The sequence below is a fragment of the Arthrobacter paludis genome (assembly GCF_056782315.1).
This window is the reverse complement of sequence record NZ_JBXAEW010000004.1, coordinates 1-17,727: the sequence shown is the minus strand read 5'-3', so window position 1 is coordinate 17,727 and position 17,727 is coordinate 1. Positions and strand designations below refer to the sequence as shown.

Sequence of the window (17,727 nt, the reverse complement as noted above, 5' to 3'; positions counted from 1 at the left end):
CCGATGTGACCTACACCATGGTGACCATGACCTCACTGAGCCCCCTGCTGAAGCAGGCCACCCCCGTCGTCGTCGAGTCCGCCTCCGGCTGCTGGATCACCGCCACCGACGGCCGCGACTACCTCGATTTCACCACCGGCATCGGCGTCACGAGCACCGGCCACTGCCACCCGGAGGTCGTTGAGGCCGCCCGCGAGCAGACCGGCAAGATCATCCATGCCCAGTACACCACCGTGATGCACAAGCCCCTCCTGGAGCTGACCGAGAAGCTCGGGGAGGTCTTGCCCGCCGGGCTCGACTCCGTGTTCTACGCCAACTCCGGCTCGGAGGCCGTCGAGTCGGCGGTCCGGCTGGCGCGCATGGCCACCGGCCGCCCGAACATCGTCGTCTTCCAGGGCGGCTTCCACGGCCGCACCGTCGCCGCCGCGTCCCTGACGACCGCCGGCACGAAGTTCTCCGCCGGCTTCTCGCCGCTGATGGCGGGCGTGCACATGGCCGCCTTCCCGTACGCCTACCGCTACGGCTGGGACGAGGCGACCGCCGTCGAGTTCGCCCTGCGCGAGCTGGACTACCTGCTGACGACCCGCACCGCGCCGAACGACACCGCGGCGTTCCTCATCGAGCCGGTCCTGGGCGACGGCGGCTACCTCCCGACCCCGCCGGCGTTCCTGGACGGCCTGCGCGAGCGCGCCGACCGCCACGGGATCCTGTTCATCCTCGACGAGGTCCAGGCCGGCGTCGGCCGGACGGGCCGCTTCTGGGGCCACCAGTTCTCCACCGTGGTGCCGGACATCCTCATCACGGCCAAGGGCATCGCCTCCGGCTTCCCGATCTCCGCGATCGCGGCCTCCGAGTCCCTCATGGCCAAGGGCTGGCCGGGGTCCCAGGGCGGCACCTACGGCGGCAACGCCGTGGCCGCGGCCGCCGGCGTCGCCACGCTGCGCGTCGTCGAGCAGGAGGGCCTCGTCGAGAACGCCCGCGTGCGCGGCGACCAGCTCCAGGCGGGCCTGTTCGCCCTGCAGGAGCGCTTCCCCGTCATCGGCAACGTGCGCGGGCGCGGCCTGATGCAGGGCATCGAGTTCACGGCGCCCGACGGCTCCGCGGACGCGGCGACCGCGGCCGCCGTCCAGCAGGAGACGACCCGCCACGGGCTGCTCACCCTCACCTGCGGACCGCAGGGCAACGTCGTGCGCCTGATCCCGGCGCTGGTCATCACCGAGGCGGAGGTCTCCGAGGGCCTGGAGCGCTTCGGCGCGGCCCTCGACGCCGTCGCGGGCGGACAGGATGCGGCCGGGGTTCCGGCCGCGGCACGGGCATGACGGCTCGTCCCGGGGCGGTGGCGGCGCCGGAGACGGCGCCCCGCCCGCGTCCGGCCGACGGCCGCGGCGTGCCCACCCCGGACACGGCGGCCGGACGGGCCGCCGACCTGGCCGCCCGCCTGCGCGGCGCCGACATCGCGGTCGACACCTCGACGCGCCGCCTGGCCGAGTACTCCTACGACGCCTCGAACTACCGTGTCCCGCCGGTCGCCGTCGTCTTCCCGCGCACCGCGGGCGAGGTCGCCACGGCCGTGCGCGAGTGCCGCGCGGCCGGCCTGCCCGTCACCGGGCGCGGCGGCGGCACGTCGATGGCCGGCAACGCGATCGGTGCCGGCATCGTGGTCGACTTCTCGCGCCACCTCACGGCCGTGCGCGCGCTGGACGCCGACGCCAGGATCGTCGACGTCGAGGCCGGCGTCGTCCTGTCCCGGCTGTCCGCCGAGGTGGAGGCCCGCACCGGCGGTTCGCTGACGTTCGCGCCGGACCCGTCATCGAAGTCCCGCGCCACCGTGGGCGGCTCCGTGGGCAACGACGCGTGCGGCAACCACTCGGTCCGCCACGGGCGCACGAGCGACCACGTCGAGGAGCTGGACCTGGTGCTCGCCGACGGCTCCGCCGTCACCGCCACCCGCACCGGGGTGCGCGCCACGGACCCCGCGGACCGGGACGCGGTGCGCCGCGCCGCCGGGCTCGAGGAGGACCTGCGGGAGCTGACCCGCGGGCACCTCGCCGCGTTCCGCACGGAGCTGGGCCGCATCCAGCGCCAGGTCTCCGGCTACCACCTGGAGCACCTGCTGCCCGAGCGCGGCTTCGACGTCGCCCGCGCCCTCGTGGGTTCCGAGGGGACCTGCGCCTTCGTGGTCGGGGCCCGGCTCCGGCTGGTCCCGAAGGCCCCCAGCGCGCTGCTGGTGGTCCTCGGGTACGCCGACGTCGTCGACGCGGCGCGCGACGTGCCGGAGATCCTGCGCTTCTCGCCCGCCGCCGTCGAGGGCATCGACGACGCCATCGTCGCCACGATGCGCCACCGGCGCGGCGACGACGCGGTCACGGGCATGCCGGAGGGCAAGGCGTGGCTGTACGTCGACCTCGACGGCGAGGACCCGGAGGACACCCGCCGCCAGGCCGACGCGCTGCTCGCCGCGCTGGGCGGGCACGGGCGCCTGCTTGCAGGCCGCGCCGTCCCCGACCCGGCCGAGCGCGCCGCGCTGTGGCGGGTGCGCGAGGACGGGGCCGGCCTGTCCGCCCGCCTGCACACCGGCGGCGAGTCGTGGCCGGGGTGGGAGGACTCTGCGGTCGCCCCCGAGCGCCTGGCCGACTACCTCGCCGACTTCCGCGGGCTGCTCGGCAAGCACGGTCTCACGGGGGTCATGTACGGCCACTTCGGCGCCGGCTGCATGCACATCCGCATCACCTACGACCTGCGCTCCGACGCCGGGCGGGACGTGTTCCGCCGCTTCACCCGGGACGCGGCGCGCCTCGTCGTCGCCCACGGCGGCACGCTCTCCGGCGAGCACGGCGACGGGCGCGCCCGCTCGGCGCTGCTCGGCGAGATGTACTCGGCCGAGATGCTGGAGGCGTTCCGCGCCTTCCGCGCCGTCTGGGACGCGGACTCCGCCCTGAACCCGGGGATCATGACCGACCCCGAGCCGTTCGACGCGCACCTGGCGCTGGAGGGCGTGCCGGAGCGCGGCTGGCGGACGGCATTCGACCTGCGGCCCACGCACGCGCACGACGGCGGCGCGCGCGCCGATGCCGACCCGCACGGCGGGGTGCCGGTGCCGGCCGACGGCGGGCTGGACCCGTTCGTCCACGCCGTGCAGGGGTGCATCGGCGTGGGCCGCTGCCGCTCGCACTCCGGCGGCGTGATGTGCCCCAGCTTCCGGGCGACCGGCGACGAGAAGGACTCGACGCGCGGGCGCGCCCGCGTGCTGCAGGAGATGGTCCGCGGGGCCCGCACCCAGGACGAGGGGTGGGCCTCCAAGGACGCGCTCGAGTCCCTGGACCTCTGCCTGTCCTGCCGGGCGTGCTCGACCGACTGCCCGACCGGCGTGGACATGGCCACGTACAAGGCCGAGTTCCTGTGGCACCACTTCGCGCGGCGGCTGCGCCCGCTGTCCCACTACTCGCTGGGGTGGCTGCCCCGGTGGCTGAAGCTGACCGGGCGGATCGCGCCGCTGGTCAACGCGCTGATGTCGACCCCGTTGGCCCGGCTGGCTCCGCTGGCCGGGGTGACCGGGAAGCGGCGGATGCCCGCCTTCGCCGCGTCCCGCGCCTGGCGGGAGGAGGTCGCGGCCGCGGGGGCCGTCCCGGCCGGGACCGGCGAGCGCGACGGGACCGTGCTGTTCGTGGACACGTTCACGCGCGGCTTCCGGCCGGGCGTGGCCGGGGCCGCGGCCCGCGTCCTGGCCGCCGCCGACGACCGGCCGGCCGCCGTGGAGTGCTCTGCGGACGCCTGCTGCGGTCTGACGTGGATCTCCACGGGCCAGCTCGACACGGCCAAGCGCAAGCTCGCCGGGGCGGCCGCCGCCCTGGACGACGGCACGGAGCGGCCGATCGTCGTCGTCGAGCCGTCCTGCGCCGCCGCGCTGCGCAAGGACCTGCCCGAGCTCGTGCCCACGGAGCAGGCCCGGCGGGTCGCCGCCCGCGTCACGGACTTCGCGGAGCACGCGGCCGTCCTGGCCGGGCAGGACCGGCTCCCGGAACCGGCGTCCCCGCTGCCGGAAGAGGTCGTCGTCCAATCGCACTGCCACGAGTACGCGGTGTTCGGCGCCGCCACCCAGCGCCGGGCCCTGGCGGCCGCCGGCGTCGCGACCGTCCGCGAGGCCACCGGCTGCTGCGGCGTCGCGGGCAACTTCGGGTTCGAGGCCCAGCACTACGAGCTGAGCATGAAGGTCTCCGAACAGGCCCTGGCACCCGCCATGCGCGCCCTCCCGGAGGCCCCCGTGCTCACGGACGGCTTCTCCTGCTCCATGCAGGTCGACCAACTCGATCCGGACCGCGCCGGGATCCACCTCGCGCAGCTCCTGGACCCCGGCCCCACCCGAACCACCACCGACCAATCCACCGTCCCGAACACCGAAGGGAACCGAGCATGACCACCATCCAGAACCCCGAGTCCCCCGTCCGCTCCGCCGTCGACCCGCAGACCGCCGCCGCCGCGGAGGCCGCGATCGCCGCCGTCCCGACCGGGCTGCTGATCGACGGCGTCTGGCGCGACGCCGCCTCCGGGAAGCGCTTCGACGTCGAGAACCCCGCCACCGGCGCGACCATCGCGACGGTCGCCAATGGCGGCGAGGACGACGCCGCAGAGGCGATCGCCGCCGCCGGCCGCGCGCAGCGCGACTGGGCGCGGACCGCGCCGCGCGAGCGGGGGGAGATCCTGCGCCGGGCCTACGAGGCCACGATGGCCCGCCGCGAGGAGCTGGCCCTGATCATGACCAGCGAGATGGGCAAGCCGCTGGCCGAGGCCCGCGGGGAGGTCGCCTACGCGGCGGAGTTCCTGCGCTGGTTCGGCGAGGAGGCCGTGCGCGTCGGCGGCGACCACACCAGCAGCGGCGACGGCGCCAACCGGATCATGGTCAGCAAGGAGCCCGTCGGCCCGTGCGTGCTGGTCACGCCGTGGAACTTCCCGCTCGCGATGGGCGCCCGCAAGATCGGCCCCGCCATCGCCGCCGGCTGCACGGTCGTGTTCAAGCCCGCCGCGCTGACCCCGCTGACGTCCCTGGCGCTCGCCCAGATCCTCGTCGATGCCGGCGTGCCCGCCGGGGTCCTGAACGTCGTGCCGACCACGAGCGCCGGCAGCGTCGTCGGCCCCTGGATGGCCAGCGGGATCGCCCGCAAGATCAGCTTCACCGGGTCGACCGGGGTCGGCGTGCGCCTGCTCGAGCAGGCGGCCCAGCACGTGATGCGGTCGTCGATGGAGCTCGGCGGCAACGCGCCGCTGCTCGTGTTCGAGGACGCGGACCTGGACACCGCCGTCGAGGGCGCCTTCGCCGCGAAGATGCGCAACATGGGCGAGGCCTGCACTGCGGCGAACCGCATCCTGGTCCACCGCTCCGTCGCGGACGAGTTCTCGCGGCGCCTGGCCGAGCGCATGGGCTCGCTCACGGTCGGGGACGGACTGGCGGAGGGGACCCAGGTCGGCCCGCTCGTGGACGCCAAGGCCGCCGACAAGGTCGCCGAGCTGGTCGACGACGCCGTGTCCCAGGGCGCCCGCGTCCTGTGCGGCGCGACCCGCCCCGAGGGCCCGGGCAGCTTCTACGCCCCGACGGTCCTGACGGACGTGCCCGCCTCCGCGCGGATGAACAGCGAGGAGATCTTCGGGCCGGTCGCGCCGATCGTCCCGTTCGACACCGAGGACGAGGCCATCGCCCTGGCCAACGACACCCCGTGGGGCCTGGCCGGCTACCTGTTCACGACCGACCTCGACCGGGCGTTCCGCGTGGGCGAGGCCCTCGAGGTCGGCATGGTCGGCCTGAACACCGGGATCGTCTCCAACCCGGCGGCCCCGTTCGGCGGCATCAAGGCCTCGGGCCTCGGCCGCGAGGGGGCCAAGGTCGGGATCGAGGAGTTCCTGGAGACCAAGTACCTGGCGATGCCGCGCCGCTAGGGAAGGCACCGCGGCAGGCGGTGGACGTGGGGCCGGTGGGAGCAACCCGCCGGCCCCACTGGCCTGCCCCGCCGGCCGCCCCACCGGCGACCCCGCCGACCTGCCACCGGCGCCCGCCGGAGACCCTGCCGACCCGGCACCGGCCGCCCTGCCGCCCACCGGGCGCCCCGCGGGCCGCCAGCCACCCTGCCGCCCACCGGGCCCTGCCGGCGGCCGGCGCCCTTGTGGACCGGGCGGTCCCGTTTTCTCGCGAAATCCTGCGGAAAAACCGTGATTCAACCCTCTTGTGACACACCTCTCAACACCCTAGTATTGTCAACAATCCACTTGTTTTCAGTGGTCCGGCCGACGGTCCGCCGCACACCCTGCGGCGGACCGCCCGTCACCTGCAAGGAGCCAAGATGCTGCACACCGGATACACGCCACCGGTCTTCACCCCCGACGAGTACTCAGCCCGACTGGCGTCCGTCCGTACACGTATGCAGGCGCAGGGCCTGTCCGCCCTGGTTGTCACCGACCCCGCGAACATCTACTACCTCACCGGGTACAACGCGTGGTCCTTCTACACCCCGCAGCTGCTCTTTGTGCCCTCCGAGGGCGACATGCTGCTCTTCGCCCGCGAGATGGACGCCCGCGGCGCGCACCGCACGTCGTGGCTGCCCGAGCACTGCATCGTCGGCTACCCCGAGTCCTACATCCACCGCCCGCACCTGCACCCCTTCGACTGGGTCGCCTACACGCTGCGCCGCCGCAACCTCGTCGCCGCGGTCGCCCCGGGCTGGGTCGGACTCGAGATGGACTCGCACTTCTTCTCGCCGAAGGCCCACCGGGCCCTGGTGCACGCCCTGCCGGAGTGGACCATGGTGGACAGCTTCGAGCTCGTCAACTGGGTCCGCTCCGTCAAGTCCCCGGCGGAGATCGCGCTGATGCGCAAGGCCGCGCGGGTCACCGAGGCGGCCATGCGGGCGGCCGAGGTCGCCATCGCGGAGGGCGCGCGCCAGTGCGACGTGGCCGCCGCCATCTCCGCGGCGCAGGCCTCCGGTGCCGACGGCGTCGAGGGCGACTACCCCGCGATCGTGCCCATGATGCCGGTCGGCACCGCCGCCGACACCCCGCACCTGACCTGGACCGGGGACGCCCTGCGCGCGGACGAGGCCGTGGTCGTGGAGCTCGCCGGCGTGCACCGCCGCTACCACGTGCCGATGGCCCGCACGTTCGTCCCGGGGACCCCGTCCCCCGAGCTGCAGCGCCTGGCGGATGCGACGGACCAGGGCCTGGCCGCCGTCCTGTCCACCGTCGGCGCCGGCGTGCCGGTCGAGGCGCTGTCCACGGCGTGGACCCAGACGATGCGCACCTTCGGCTTCGAGAAGAACTCCCGCCTGGGCTACTCGATCGGGATCGCCTACCCGCCGGACTGGGGCGAGCGGACCATCAGCATCCGCGACGAGGAGACAACGATCCTCGAGGAGAACATGACGTTCCACCTCATTTGCGGCATGTGGATGGACGGCTACGGCTACGAGGTCTCCGAGTCGATCCGCGTGGACGGCAACGGCGTGGAGCTGTTCACCTCCTACCCGCGGGGCATCCTGCGCACCGCGGCCGGCCGGCGTCCGAGCCGCACGCGCAACCGCTCCCGCAGTCCCCGCAGCGGGCGCTCCACGCCCGCCAACGACACCACTCCCGGACCGGCCGCGCCCCGCGCCGCCGCCGACGACAACACCCCGCTGAACCCGAAGGAATTCGCATGAGCACCACCACCCTGCCCCTGGCCGCCCGCGCCGCCGGACTCGTCGGCTCCGTCATCGACTCCAGCACCTCCCTGCTGGCCGCCCAGACGCACGACGTCATCCGCTTCGCCATGGGCTCGCCGGCCGCGGAGTTCGTGCCCACGGAGGACTTCCGCGAGATCGCCGCCGACCGCCACGACGCGTCGTCGTTCGGCTACGGCGCGACCGAGGGCGAGCCCGCCCTGCTCGAATCCCTCGTCTCCTACCTGGCCACGACCGCCGAGCCCACCACCGAGGACCGGCTCGTCGTCACGTCCGGCGGGATGCAGGGCCTGGACATCGCCTTCAAGCTCTTCGTGGACCCGGGCGACCTCGTCGTCGTCGAGTCCCCGACGTACACCAACGGCTCCGCGACGGCGCTGGCCTACGGCGCCGACCTCCTCGAGGTCCCCGTCGACGACGACGGCCTCGACGTGGACGCCCTCGAGCGGCTCGTGGCCGCCTCCGGCCGCACGCCGAAGGCGATCTACACGATCCCGAACTTCCAGAACCCCTCCGGCGCGACGCTGTCCCTGCCGCGGCGCCACCGCCTGGTGGAGCTCGCCCGGCGCTGGGGCTCCGTGATCGTCGACGACGACCCCTACGGCATGCTGCGCTTCGCCGGCGAGGACCTGCCGGGCCTGCGCCAGGTCAGCGGCGACGACCCGCTGGTGTTCTCCGTGCGCACGTTCTCCAAGGTCCTCGCGCCGGGGCTGCGCGTCGGCTGGATCGACGCCGACCCGTCCCTGCGCCAGCTCGTCATCAACGCCAAGCAGGCCATGGACACGTGCACCAACGTGCCGGCGCAGCACACCGTCGACGGGTTCATCCGCTCCGGTTCCCTCGACGCGCACCTTTCGATGCTGCGCACCGAGTACCGCTCCCGCAAGGAGGCCATGCTGGCGAGCATCGACCGTCACCTGGGCGGCCGGGTCCGCACCACGGACCCCGAGGGCGGGTTCTTCCTCTGGGTCACCCTGCTGGGCGACGACGCCGCCGTCGACACGCAGCAGCTGTTCGCCACGGCCCTCGCCGAAGGCGTCGCGTTCATCCCGGGCCCGGCCCTCTCGCCGGGCGGGCGGTTCTCGGACGCCCTGCGCCTGTGCTTCGCCTCGACCGGTCCCGAGCGGACCGACGAGGGCGTGCGCCGGCTCGCCCGCGCCATCGACATCGTCCGCGACGGCGGCGGAGCCTCCCGGTGACGCGGCCGGCCGGGACCGGCACCGCCGGCCGCGCGGCCGCCACCGTCGACCCCGACGCCCTGCTGCGCGTCGCCGTCGACCTCGTCGCCGCCGCCGGGGAGAACCCCGGCGGTCTGGAGGAGGCGACCGTCGACGTCCTTGAGGCCGAGGCCATCCGGCTCGGCCTCGAGGCGCGGCGCCGCACCGTGGCCCCCGGGCGGGACAACATCGCGATCACGCTGCCCGCCGACGCGGGCGACGGCCCCGGCCTGCTGTTCCTGGGCCACTCCGACGTCGTCCCGGCGGGGCTTGGCTGGAGCATGGACCCCTACGCGCCGGTCGTCCGCGACGGCCGGCTCTACGGCCGCGGCTCCACGGACATGAAGGGCGGCCTCGCCGCCGTTCTGGCCGCCATGGCGGCGCTCAAGGAGTCCGGTGTCCCGCGCACGGCCCCGGTGACGCTGCTGTGCACGGTCGACGAGGAAGACCTCGGCACCGGCATCCGCGCGGTCGTCGACGACGGGCTGCCGGGCGAGTACGCGGCCTGCGTGGTCGCGGAGCCCACCGACCTGGAGACGGTCACCGCCTGCCGCGGGGATGCGTACCTGGAGATCGAGGTCACCGGTCGGGCCGCCCACTCCGGCCGCCCCAGCGACGGCCGCAGCGCGATCGACGCCGCGGCCCGGATCATCGGCCTGCTGCGCAGCGACGAGGACCGCCTCGCCCTGTCCCCCGACCCGGCACTCGGCCACGGCACGTGGAACGTCGGGACCATCCACGGCGGCCTCGGCACGTCGACCGTCGCCCCGTCCTGCCATCTCTCCGTGGACCGGCGCCTGCTGCCGGGCGAGGACGCGGAGGCCATCCGCGCCGCGCTGGCTCGGCGGATCTCGGAGGCGGGCATCGACGGCGACGGAATCGCCGTCGACCTCGACCTCACGATGCAGATGCCGGGCTTCCGCACCGACCCCGGCCACGCGCTCGTCGCAGCCGCCGTCGACGCGGTCGCCGCCGCGGGCGGCGCCAGCCGCACCACGGCGTGGACCGCGGCGTGCGACGGCGGGTTCGTCGCCGACCGGTTCGGCATCCCGACCATCGTCCTCGGCCCCGGCGGCATCAACGACCAGGCGCACCAGCCCGACGAGTCCGTGGGCGTCGGCGAACTGGAGACGGCCGCGCGGACCTACGCGGTCCTCGCCGAACTGTATGCCTGCCAGCGCTAACGCGCGACACTCGATACCACACCGGGATTCCATTCCCCCTGCGGAAGGCACACCATGAAAGAACACCAGCACGCCGAGGCGCCGGCCGTCCCCGGTGCCGAGCCGCGCACCGAGGAGGAGCGGGCCGCCCTGCGCCGCTCCATCTTCGGATCCGCGCTCGGGAACGCCGTCGAGTGGTTCGACTACGGCGTCTATGGCTACCTCACCATCTACATGGCCACCCTGTTCTTCGGGTCCGAGGAGGGCGACGGCGGGCTCGGCGTCACCCTGACCCTGGCGACGCTGGCCCTGTCGTTCCTCGTCCGCCCGCTGGGCGGCATCATCCTCGGTCCCCTCGGCGACAAGATCGGCCGCCAGAAGGTCATGGTCATCACGGTCGCGATGATGACGTTCGCGACCGGCGCGATCGGGCTGCTGCCGACCCTGGACATGATCGGCATCGCCGCGCCGCTGATGCTGCTGGCCTGCCGGCTGGTGCAGGGCTTCTCCGCCGGCGGCGAGTACGGCGGCGCGGCCGTGTACATGGCGGAGTACGCCCCGGACAAGCGCCGCGGCTTCCTCGGCTCGTTCCTGGAGTTCGGCACGACGTCCGGGTTCATCCTCGCGGCGATCGTCTGCACGAGCCTGATCACGATCGTGGGCGACGACGGGATGCTCGCCGGCTGGTGGCGCCTGCCGTTCCTGCTCACGCTCCCGCTCGGCCTGACCGCCCTGTTCATCCGGACCCGGCTCTCCGAGGCCGGCGTGTTCCGGGAGGCCAGCCAGCACCACGAGACCCTGCGCACCCCGCTGCGCCACGTCATCGTGCACGAGTGGCGGCAGCTGCTGGTGCTGATGGGCTTCGTCGTCCTGCTCAACGTCGCGTTCTACCTGATCCTCGGCTACATGCCGACGTACCTCTCCGGGCAGCTCGGCCACAGCACGGCCCAGGGCAACTGGATGCTCGTGGTGATCATGGCGCTGATGCTGGTGGCGATCCCACCCATGGGCTCGCTGTCCGACCGGGTCGGGCGCAAGCCGCTGCTCCTGTCGGCCGCCATCGGCTTCACGATCCTGTCCGTGCCGGCGATCATGCTCCTGGCTGTGCCGAACCTGGCCCTGCAGTTCCTGGGCCTGGCCGTGCTGGGGCTGATGCTGGTCGTGCTCGTCTCGTCCGTCTCCTCGACGCTGCCGGCCCTGTTCCCCACGGCCGTCCGGTACACCGGCTTCGCCCTGGGCTACAACATCTCCACGGCGCTGTTCGCCGGGCCGTCGCAGACGCTGACGAACACGCTGGTGGAGACCACCGGGAACCAGCTGATCCCGGGGTGGTACATGGCGCTGGCCGGCCTGATCGGCCTGGTGAGCATCCTGTGCATGCGCGAGACCGCCCAGGCCTCCCTGCGCGGCGAGGAGCTCCCCGGCCAGCACGCGTCCGTCGGCTGGCCGAGCCGCCGCTGGGTCAAGCAGAACTCGTCCGAGGCCGCGGCCGGGCGCCGCAAGGCGGAGGCCGAGCTCAACGCCTGACCGTCCGTCCGGACCACGCACCGGGCCGGGATCCCCTCGGGGGTCCCGGCCCGTTCGCGTGCCCGGCCACGAACGCCGGAGTCTCGCAGCGAAGCCGCACGAACGCCAGAATTTCGTAGCGAATCAGCACGAACGCGAGAGTTTCGTAGCGAAGCCGCAGCCATTCGGCCGGAATGGCGGCAGGTTCGCTACGAAATTTTGCGGACACGCGGCCGCGGGACGCCTAGACGGCCTGCTCGGCCTCGGCGCCCGGCGCCACATCCAGGAGCATCCGGGCGGTGATGTGCTCGACGGCCTCGTCCATGTGCCGGGCCAGGAGGCCGTGGAGCACGGAGACGTTCCCCTCCTGGATGGCGGCCGCGATGCCGCGGTGCTCCGCGACGCGGTCGGCCGCCGAGTAGCCGGTGTCCTCGAGGGTCGAGAGGCACATGCGGGTCTCGGCCACCAGCGTGGCATGCATACGGGACAGGCGCGGGCTGTGGGCCTCGGCCACCTGCAACTCGTGGAAGCGCACGTCCAGGGCGGTCAGGTCGGACGGGGACGCCCCCGCCTCGGCGCGGGCCTCCATCCGCTCGATGATCTTGAGCAGCTTCGCGCCGACCTCCGGCCCGCGGCCGTCCAGCTCGATGATCTTCAGGCACGCCGAGCGCTCCACGGCCGTGCGGGCGAGGTAGATGTCGGCGACGTCCTCGATGGTGTGCTCGGCGACGAAGATGCCCCGGTGGCGGACCCCGTGGAGGATCCCCTCCTGGACCAGGCGCTGCATGGCCTCGCGCAGGGGGCCGCGGCTGACGCCGAGCTGGCTGGCCAGGGCGGCCTCGCCGAGCTGGTCTCCGGCCTTGAAGTCCCCGGCGACGATGGCCTCGCGGATCCGCCCGGCGATGATCTCCGATGTCGATTCCTGGCGCAACGGCTCCAGGACGCTGTCCATGTCCATGGTGCTCCTCTGCTTGACACACCCATTCGGGGTGGTTTGCAGACAATCCTACAACGGGTTCGACCGCCTGTGGGGGTCCGCGCGATAATGATTCCATGCCCATCCGGATCGTGCCCCAGGAGCGTTGGCTCCCGCGCGCCGAGGAGCACCGGCTCCGCGTCGAGCGCTTCGCCGCCCCGTTCACGAAACGCAGGACGGAAGGCCGGAGGCACCCCGTCGAGGATTTCCTGTTCACGTACTACACGCACAAGCCGGGCCAGCTGCAGCGCTGGCACCCCGGCCCCGGCGTCGTGCTGGTGGGGCCGGCCGCCGCCGAGCGCCTGGCGTGGCGGCACTACGCGCCGGTCCGCGGAGGGGCGGAGGACGACGGCGGCGCCCGCGGGTCCGCGGCGCACGACGGCGGCGCCGGCCCGGCGGGCGTGGCCCTCGACGCCGCGGGGTTCGCCAGGGACCGGGCCGAGGCGCTGGCCTTCGCGCGGACCATCCTCTCCGGGACCGCCGCCCGGCCCGCACAGTTCTCCTGCTTCGGGCTGCACGAGTGGGCGATGGCCTACCGCTCCGAGGAGAACGGCGTCCGGCACGACTACCTGCCCTTGCGCCTCGGCCCCGCCGGCACGGACCGGGTCGTCGAGGAGCACCGGATCCGCTGCACGCACTTCGACGCGTTCCGCTTCTACGCCCCGCAGGCGGCGCCGCTGAACGAGCTGCAGCCGACCCGCGCCACCCAGCGCGACCTGGAGCAGCCGGGGTGCCTGCACGCGAACATGGACCTCTACAAGTGGGCGTACAAGCTCTCCCCCGCGCTGCCGAGCGAGCTGGTCATGGACTGTTTCGAGCTCGCGTGGGAGATTCGGACCATGGACATGCAGGCGTCCCCGTACGACCTCGCCGACTGGGGCTACGCGCCGATCCGGATCGAGACGCCCGACGGCAAGGCCGAGTACGTGCGCCGCCAGAAGGACTTCGCGACGCGCTCCGACGCGCTGCGGCACCGCCTGCTCGCCGCCGTGGAAGCCATCGAGACCGCGGCCCGGGAGCCCGCCACGCCATGAGCACCCGGCGCATTCCCCGCCTGGCCGTGGCCGCCCTGGCCGCGGGGCTGGCGCTCGCCGGCTGCGCCGCACCGACCGGACAGGAGCCCACCATGCCGCCGACCGACTCCGGACCCGGCTCCCCCCGCAGCACGCCGCCCACCGGCCACGCCGTCCCGCCGCCGTCCGGCGCTGACCCGAGCGGTCCGGACGGCTCCCGGCCGGGCACGCCGCCGTCGTCCGGCCCCCTGCCCGGCTCCGGCACGATCGACGCGACGGCCCCGCCACCCCGCGGCGGCTCGGCGCCGCCCTCGCGCCCCGCGGCCCAGACGAGCGCCGACCTGCGCATCGAGATCGCGGCCGACGGCGGAAGCGCCACGGCCACGCACCGGCTCGTGTGCGAGGCCGGCGCCGCCGTCGCGGGCACGGAGCATCCGGACCCGGAGGCCGCCTGCGGCTTCCTGGCCGCCAAGGGTCCGAAGGTCCTCGGCCCGCCCCCGGGGGGACGCATGTGCACGCAGCAGTACGGGGGGCCGGCGACGGCGCGGGTCACGGGGACCCTCAACGGCGCCGGCGTCGACCGCAGGTTCTCGCTGCGGGACGGCTGCGAGATCTCCGACTGGAAGGCCGCCGCGCCGCTGCTCGGCCCGGCCCCCTCGGGCGCGTAGCCGGCTCCGCGGTCAGCCGCCGCGTGCCACCGAGTACCGGTGCTCGGGGCGGCCGCGCGTGCCGTAGCGGAGCCCCAGTTCGAGCCGGCCCGCCTGCACGAGCTGGGACAGGTAGCGCTGCGCCGTCGCCCGGGAGACGCCGACGGCGGCCGCCACGTCCGTGACCGCCACCTCGGGGCCGGCCACGGCCACGGCCTCCAGGACGGCCTGCTCGGTCGCCGCCCCGGTCGACGCCCCGGCGGTGGACGGCTCGTCGGCCCGCAGCAGCGCCCGCTGCGCGCGCTCGATGGCGGCCTGGTCCAGCCGGTCGGCGGCGAGCAGCCGCCGGTAGCGGGCGTAGGCCCGCAGCTTCGCCTCGAGGTCCCGGGGCTCGAACGGCTTGACCAGGTAGGCCAGGGCCCCGCGGCGCAGCGCCTTGCGCACGGCCGGGCCCTCGGCGGCGGCGCTGAGGACGAACGCGTCGGCGTCGAGTCCGGCGAGCAGGTCCAGGCCGGAGCCCTGCGGCAGGTAGACGTCCAGCAGCACGAGGTCCGGCCCGGAGTCGGCGACGGCCCGCGCGACCAGGCGCGCATCGTGGATCGGGGGCAGCGCGGAGAACCCGGCGACCCCGTCGACGATTCCCGCATGCAGCGCCGCGACCCGGAAGTCGTCGTCGACCACCAGGACCCGGAAGCCCGCCTCCGTGCCGCTCATTCGCCGTCCCCTTCCACGCTGTCCGCCACGGTGCCCGGCAGCCGGGCGCAAAACACGGCTCCGCCGTCGCGGCCGCCGGCGTCGGCCAGCCACACGTCGCCGCCCAGGTGGCGGGCGATCCGCCGGGACAGCGGCAGGCCCAGCCCGCCGCCCTCCCCCGGCCCGTGGCCCGCCGGGCGGGTCGTCGCCCCCTCGGCGAACACGTCCAACCCGGGCGCGACCCCGCCGCCGGAGTCGGTGACCGCCACGTGCAGGGTGTCCCCCTCGCTCAGCAGGTCCACCTCGACCCACCTCCCGTCCGGCTCCCGCGGCGGCGCCTCGGCAGCCGCCCGGATCGCGTTGTCCAGGAGGTTCCCGACGACGGCGGCCGCGTCCTGCGGGTCCGCCAGGGCCCCGAACAGGGCCGTCTCCTCCCCGACCCGCAGCGCGACGCCAGCCTCCTGGGCCTGGACCCCCTTAGCGGAGAGAAACGCCCGCAGGAACGTGTCCCCGACGGCGGCGATGTTCGCGACCGGCTCCCGCAGCGGCCCGGACGCGACCAGCTGGCCGATGAAGTCCCGGGCCTCCCCGACTTCGCCGGCGGCCAGGAGCCCCGAGACGGCGTGGAGCCGGTTGGCGAACTCGTGGCGCTGGACGCGCAGCGCCGAGGCCATGGTCTCCACCGCCTGCAGCCGGCCGCCGAGGTCCTCGACGTCGCTCAGGTCCCGCAGCAGCGCGACGGCGCCGAGGTCGGTCCCGTCCCGGCGGACGGCGACGACGCCGGCCTCCACGGGCCGGCCGCCGACGCGCAACCGCAGCCCGCCGGGCGCGGACCCGCCGCCAAGCACCGCGCCGATCGCCGCGACCAGGGCGTCGGGCAGGCCCGCCTGCCCGTAGTGGCGCCCGACGACGTCGTTGCTGTCCTGGCGCGCCGGCAGTCGGAGGAGGATCCGGGCCGCGCGGTTGCGCAGCGTGATCCGCCCGTCCGGGGCGACGCCGACGACGCCGTCGGCCACCCCGTAGAGCACGGCGGCCTGGTCGCGGGCCAGGGACACCATCTCCTCCGGCTCCAGGCCGAGGGTGAGGCGGCGCAGGCGCCGCTTGAGCAGCGCCGCGGCGGCGGCGCCGAGCAGCAGGGCCGCGGCCCCGGCGAGCGCGATGGGGCCGACGGCGGCGCGCACCCGGTCGGAGACCGCCTCGATGCCGACGCCGGCGCTGACCTCCCCGACGACGCGCCGCGAGTCGGGCGCGTAGACGGGCACCTTGGCGCGGACGGACTCCCCGAGCGTGCCGTGTTCGCGGAACACGCCCTCGACGCCGCCGAGCGCCGTGGGTTCCGTGCTGACGCGCTCGCCGATCCGGGACGGGACAGGGTGGGCGAGGCGCAGGCCGCGGTCCTCGGTCGCGATGACGAACAGCGCGCCCGTGCGTTCGCGGACGGCCTCGAGGTGGCGCTGGAGGGGCCCGGCGCGCAGGGCGGGGACGTCGAGCGCCTCGCGGGCGGCCTGGCGGGCGACCTCGGCGCGGACGTCGGGGTCGGCCGCGACGGTGCGGGCGATGCCGAGCGCGTTCTGCGCGGCGTGGTCCTCGACGCGCTCGGCGGTCAGCCACAGGACGGCGCCCAGGCAGAGCAGCACGGTGCCGGCGACGAGGACGAGCACGAGGGCCGTCATCCGCCCGGAGAACGTCCCCCGGAACCTCCCACCGCCACGCATGGGACCAGCCTAGCTGTAGTTCCCAAGGACGTTGTGAACAGCGTGGCGTGATGTAAACGGCGAGGACCTCCGGTATCGATTTGGGTTACCACACTCATCTCGACCACCGGAGGTCCTCTTGCCCTACGTTACCCATGCCAACGCGGCCCTGTCCTTCCAGGCCAGGCTGAAGCTCGCTGTGCTGGTCGTCGAGCAGGGGTGGCCGTTGCGCCGGGCCGCTGAGCGGTTCCAGGTCTCGCCTTCCACGGCCAAGAAGTGGGCGGACCGGTACCGGGCCCGCGGCCAGGCGGGGCTGACCGACGCGGCATCCGTGCCGCGTCGCCAGCCCCGGCGCACCGCGCAGCGGACCGAGCGGCGGATCGTCGCGTTGCGGTTCAACCGACGGTGGGGACCGCACCGGATCGCCGGGCACCTGAACCTGCCCCGCTCCACGGTGTGGAAGGTGCTCAACCGGCTGCGGATGCCCCGGCTGGGCGCCCTGGACCAGGCCACGGGCCTGCCGGTGCGCCGCCCGGCACCGCGCCGCTACGAACACGACGAGCCCGGCAGCCTCATCCACGTCGACATCAAGAAACAGCCCCGGATCCCCGACGGTGGCGGGCACCGCGTCCACGGGCGCGGCTCGGCCCAGCACCGGGCCTCCAAGCGCCAACGCGCCGGCTACGCCTACCTGCACCACGCCGTGGATGACCATTCCCGGCTGGCCTACTCCGAGATACTCAACGACGAGCGCAAGGAGACCGCCGCCGGCTTCTGGCTGCGGGCCGTGGCGTTCTTCGCGGCCCACGGGATCGTGGTCAAGGCGGTGCTGACCGACAACGGCTCCTGCTACCGCTCCAAGGCCTTCAACCAGGCCCTGGGCCCGAACGTGAAGCACCGGTACACGCGCCCGTACCGGCCCCAGACCAACGGCAAGGTCGAGCGCTTCAACCGCACCCTCAATGCCGAGTGGGCCTACGCCCGCCCGTACCGCTCCGAGGCCGAGCGCGCCGCGGCCTACACGCAGTGGCTACACGACTACAATCACCACCGACCCCATTTCGGCATCGGCGGCAAGGCCCCCATCAGCCGCGTTCACAACGTCAGTGGGAACTACA

The 17,727-nt window shown here is 74.3% G+C and carries 13 protein-coding genes; 10 read left to right on the top strand and 3 right to left on the bottom strand.

Features of this window, described 5'->3' with window-relative positions:
• Positions 1 to 26 precede the first annotated feature (26 nt).
• From AC1Q5D_RS04265 to AC1Q5D_RS04235, 7 genes are all read left to right on the top strand, one after another.
• Positions 27 to 1,319, top strand: coding sequence for an aspartate aminotransferase family protein (locus AC1Q5D_RS04265; RefSeq protein WP_481737534.1), 1,293 nt, complete (start codon positions 27 to 29; stop codon positions 1,317 to 1,319).
• The gene (locus tag AC1Q5D_RS04260) at positions 1,316 to 4,414 is read left to right on the top strand and encodes an FAD-binding and (Fe-S)-binding domain-containing protein (RefSeq protein WP_481737328.1); all 3,099 of its coding nucleotides are present in this window, start codon (positions 1,316 to 1,318) and stop codon (positions 4,412 to 4,414) included. The genes AC1Q5D_RS04265 and AC1Q5D_RS04260 overlap by 4 nt, the downstream gene beginning before the upstream one ends.
• Positions 4,411 to 5,928, top strand: a complete 1,518-nt coding sequence (locus tag AC1Q5D_RS04255; protein ID WP_481737327.1) for an NAD-dependent succinate-semialdehyde dehydrogenase — start codon at positions 4,411 to 4,413, stop codon at positions 5,926 to 5,928. Before AC1Q5D_RS04260 ends, AC1Q5D_RS04255 begins: the two co-directional genes overlap by 4 nt.
• A gap of 401 nt (positions 5,929 to 6,329) precedes the next feature.
• A complete protein-coding gene (locus AC1Q5D_RS04250; RefSeq protein WP_481737326.1) occupies positions 6,330 to 7,679 on the top strand; it encodes a M24 family metallopeptidase in 1,350 nt (449 codons plus the stop codon).
• Positions 7,676 to 8,899, top strand: coding sequence for an aminotransferase-like domain-containing protein (locus tag AC1Q5D_RS04245; protein WP_481737325.1), 1,224 nt, complete (start codon positions 7,676 to 7,678; stop codon positions 8,897 to 8,899). The genes AC1Q5D_RS04250 and AC1Q5D_RS04245 overlap by 4 nt, the downstream gene beginning before the upstream one ends.
• Positions 8,896 to 10,101, top strand: a complete 1,206-nt coding sequence (locus tag AC1Q5D_RS04240) for a M20 family metallopeptidase (protein ID WP_481737324.1) — start codon at positions 8,896 to 8,898, stop codon at positions 10,099 to 10,101. Before AC1Q5D_RS04245 ends, AC1Q5D_RS04240 begins: the two co-directional genes overlap by 4 nt.
• A 54-nt stretch (positions 10,102 to 10,155) precedes the next feature.
• On the top strand, positions 10,156 to 11,607 hold the full coding sequence (locus AC1Q5D_RS04235; RefSeq protein WP_481737323.1) for an MFS transporter: 1,452 nt from the start codon (positions 10,156 to 10,158) through the stop codon (positions 11,605 to 11,607).
• Between the two features lie 223 nt (positions 11,608 to 11,830).
• Here AC1Q5D_RS04235 and AC1Q5D_RS04230 read toward each other — a convergent pair whose 3' ends face one another.
• Positions 11,831 to 12,544, bottom strand: a complete 714-nt coding sequence (locus AC1Q5D_RS04230; RefSeq protein WP_481737322.1) for a GntR family transcriptional regulator — start codon at positions 12,542 to 12,544, stop codon at positions 11,831 to 11,833.
• 95 nt (positions 12,545 to 12,639) lie between these two features.
• Between AC1Q5D_RS04230 and AC1Q5D_RS04225 the strand changes: the two genes are divergently transcribed.
• The gene (locus AC1Q5D_RS04225; RefSeq protein WP_481737321.1) at positions 12,640 to 13,596 is read left to right on the top strand and encodes a 3-methyladenine DNA glycosylase; all 957 of its coding nucleotides are present in this window, start codon (positions 12,640 to 12,642) and stop codon (positions 13,594 to 13,596) included.
• Positions 13,593 to 14,243 carry a subtilase-type protease inhibitor gene (locus AC1Q5D_RS04220; RefSeq protein ID WP_481737320.1) on the top strand — a complete coding sequence of 217 codons (651 nt, stop codon included), beginning with the start codon at positions 13,593 to 13,595 and terminating at the stop codon, positions 14,241 to 14,243. The genes AC1Q5D_RS04225 and AC1Q5D_RS04220 overlap by 4 nt, the downstream gene beginning before the upstream one ends.
• Positions 14,244 to 14,255: 12 nt before the next feature.
• Here the strand turns inward: AC1Q5D_RS04220 and AC1Q5D_RS04215 are convergent, their stop codons facing one another.
• Both AC1Q5D_RS04215 and AC1Q5D_RS04210 read right to left on the bottom strand, forming a co-directional pair.
• Complete coding sequence (locus AC1Q5D_RS04215; RefSeq protein ID WP_481737319.1) at positions 14,256 to 14,936, bottom strand: response regulator; 681 nt, start codon at positions 14,934 to 14,936, stop codon at positions 14,256 to 14,258.
• On the bottom strand, positions 14,933 to 16,630 hold the full coding sequence (locus AC1Q5D_RS04210) for a sensor histidine kinase (protein ID WP_481737318.1): 1,698 nt from the start codon (positions 16,628 to 16,630) through the stop codon (positions 14,933 to 14,935). Before AC1Q5D_RS04210 ends, AC1Q5D_RS04215 begins: the two co-directional genes overlap by 4 nt.
• Positions 16,631 to 16,748: 118 nt before the next feature.
• Here AC1Q5D_RS04210 and AC1Q5D_RS04205 point away from each other — a divergent pair.
• Positions 16,749 to 17,727, top strand: a 979-nt coding sequence (locus AC1Q5D_RS04205; protein WP_481736500.1) for an IS481 family transposase, incomplete at its 3' end; no start/stop codon positions are given.

What these genes read in the sequence shown, in the direction of transcription:
- AC1Q5D_RS04265 (WP_481737534.1), top strand. Translation starts at nt 27, where the DNA reads ATGACCTCACTGAGCCCCCTGCTGAAGCAGGCCACCCCCGTCGTCGTC.
- AC1Q5D_RS04260 (WP_481737328.1), top strand. Translation starts at nt 1,316, where the DNA reads ATGACGGCTCGTCCCGGGGCGGTGGCGGCGCCGGAGACGGCGCCCCGC.
- AC1Q5D_RS04255 (WP_481737327.1), top strand. Translation starts at nt 4,411, where the DNA reads ATGACCACCATCCAGAACCCCGAGTCCCCCGTCCGCTCCGCCGTCGAC.
- AC1Q5D_RS04250 (WP_481737326.1), top strand. Translation starts at nt 6,330, where the DNA reads ATGCTGCACACCGGATACACGCCACCGGTCTTCACCCCCGACGAGTAC.
- AC1Q5D_RS04245 (WP_481737325.1), top strand. Translation starts at nt 7,676, where the DNA reads ATGAGCACCACCACCCTGCCCCTGGCCGCCCGCGCCGCCGGACTCGTC.
- AC1Q5D_RS04235 (WP_481737323.1), top strand. Translation starts at nt 10,156, where the DNA reads ATGAAAGAACACCAGCACGCCGAGGCGCCGGCCGTCCCCGGTGCCGAG.
- AC1Q5D_RS04230 (WP_481737322.1), bottom strand. Translation starts at nt 12,544, where the DNA reads ATGGACATGGACAGCGTCCTGGAGCCGTTGCGCCAGGAATCGACATCG.
- AC1Q5D_RS04225 (WP_481737321.1), top strand. Translation starts at nt 12,640, where the DNA reads ATGCCCATCCGGATCGTGCCCCAGGAGCGTTGGCTCCCGCGCGCCGAG.
- AC1Q5D_RS04220 (WP_481737320.1), top strand. Translation starts at nt 13,593, where the DNA reads ATGAGCACCCGGCGCATTCCCCGCCTGGCCGTGGCCGCCCTGGCCGCG.
- AC1Q5D_RS04215 (WP_481737319.1), bottom strand. Translation starts at nt 14,936, where the DNA reads ATGAGCGGCACGGAGGCGGGCTTCCGGGTCCTGGTGGTCGACGACGAC.
- AC1Q5D_RS04210 (WP_481737318.1), bottom strand. Translation starts at nt 16,630, where the DNA reads ATGCGTGGCGGTGGGAGGTTCCGGGGGACGTTCTCCGGGCGGATGACG.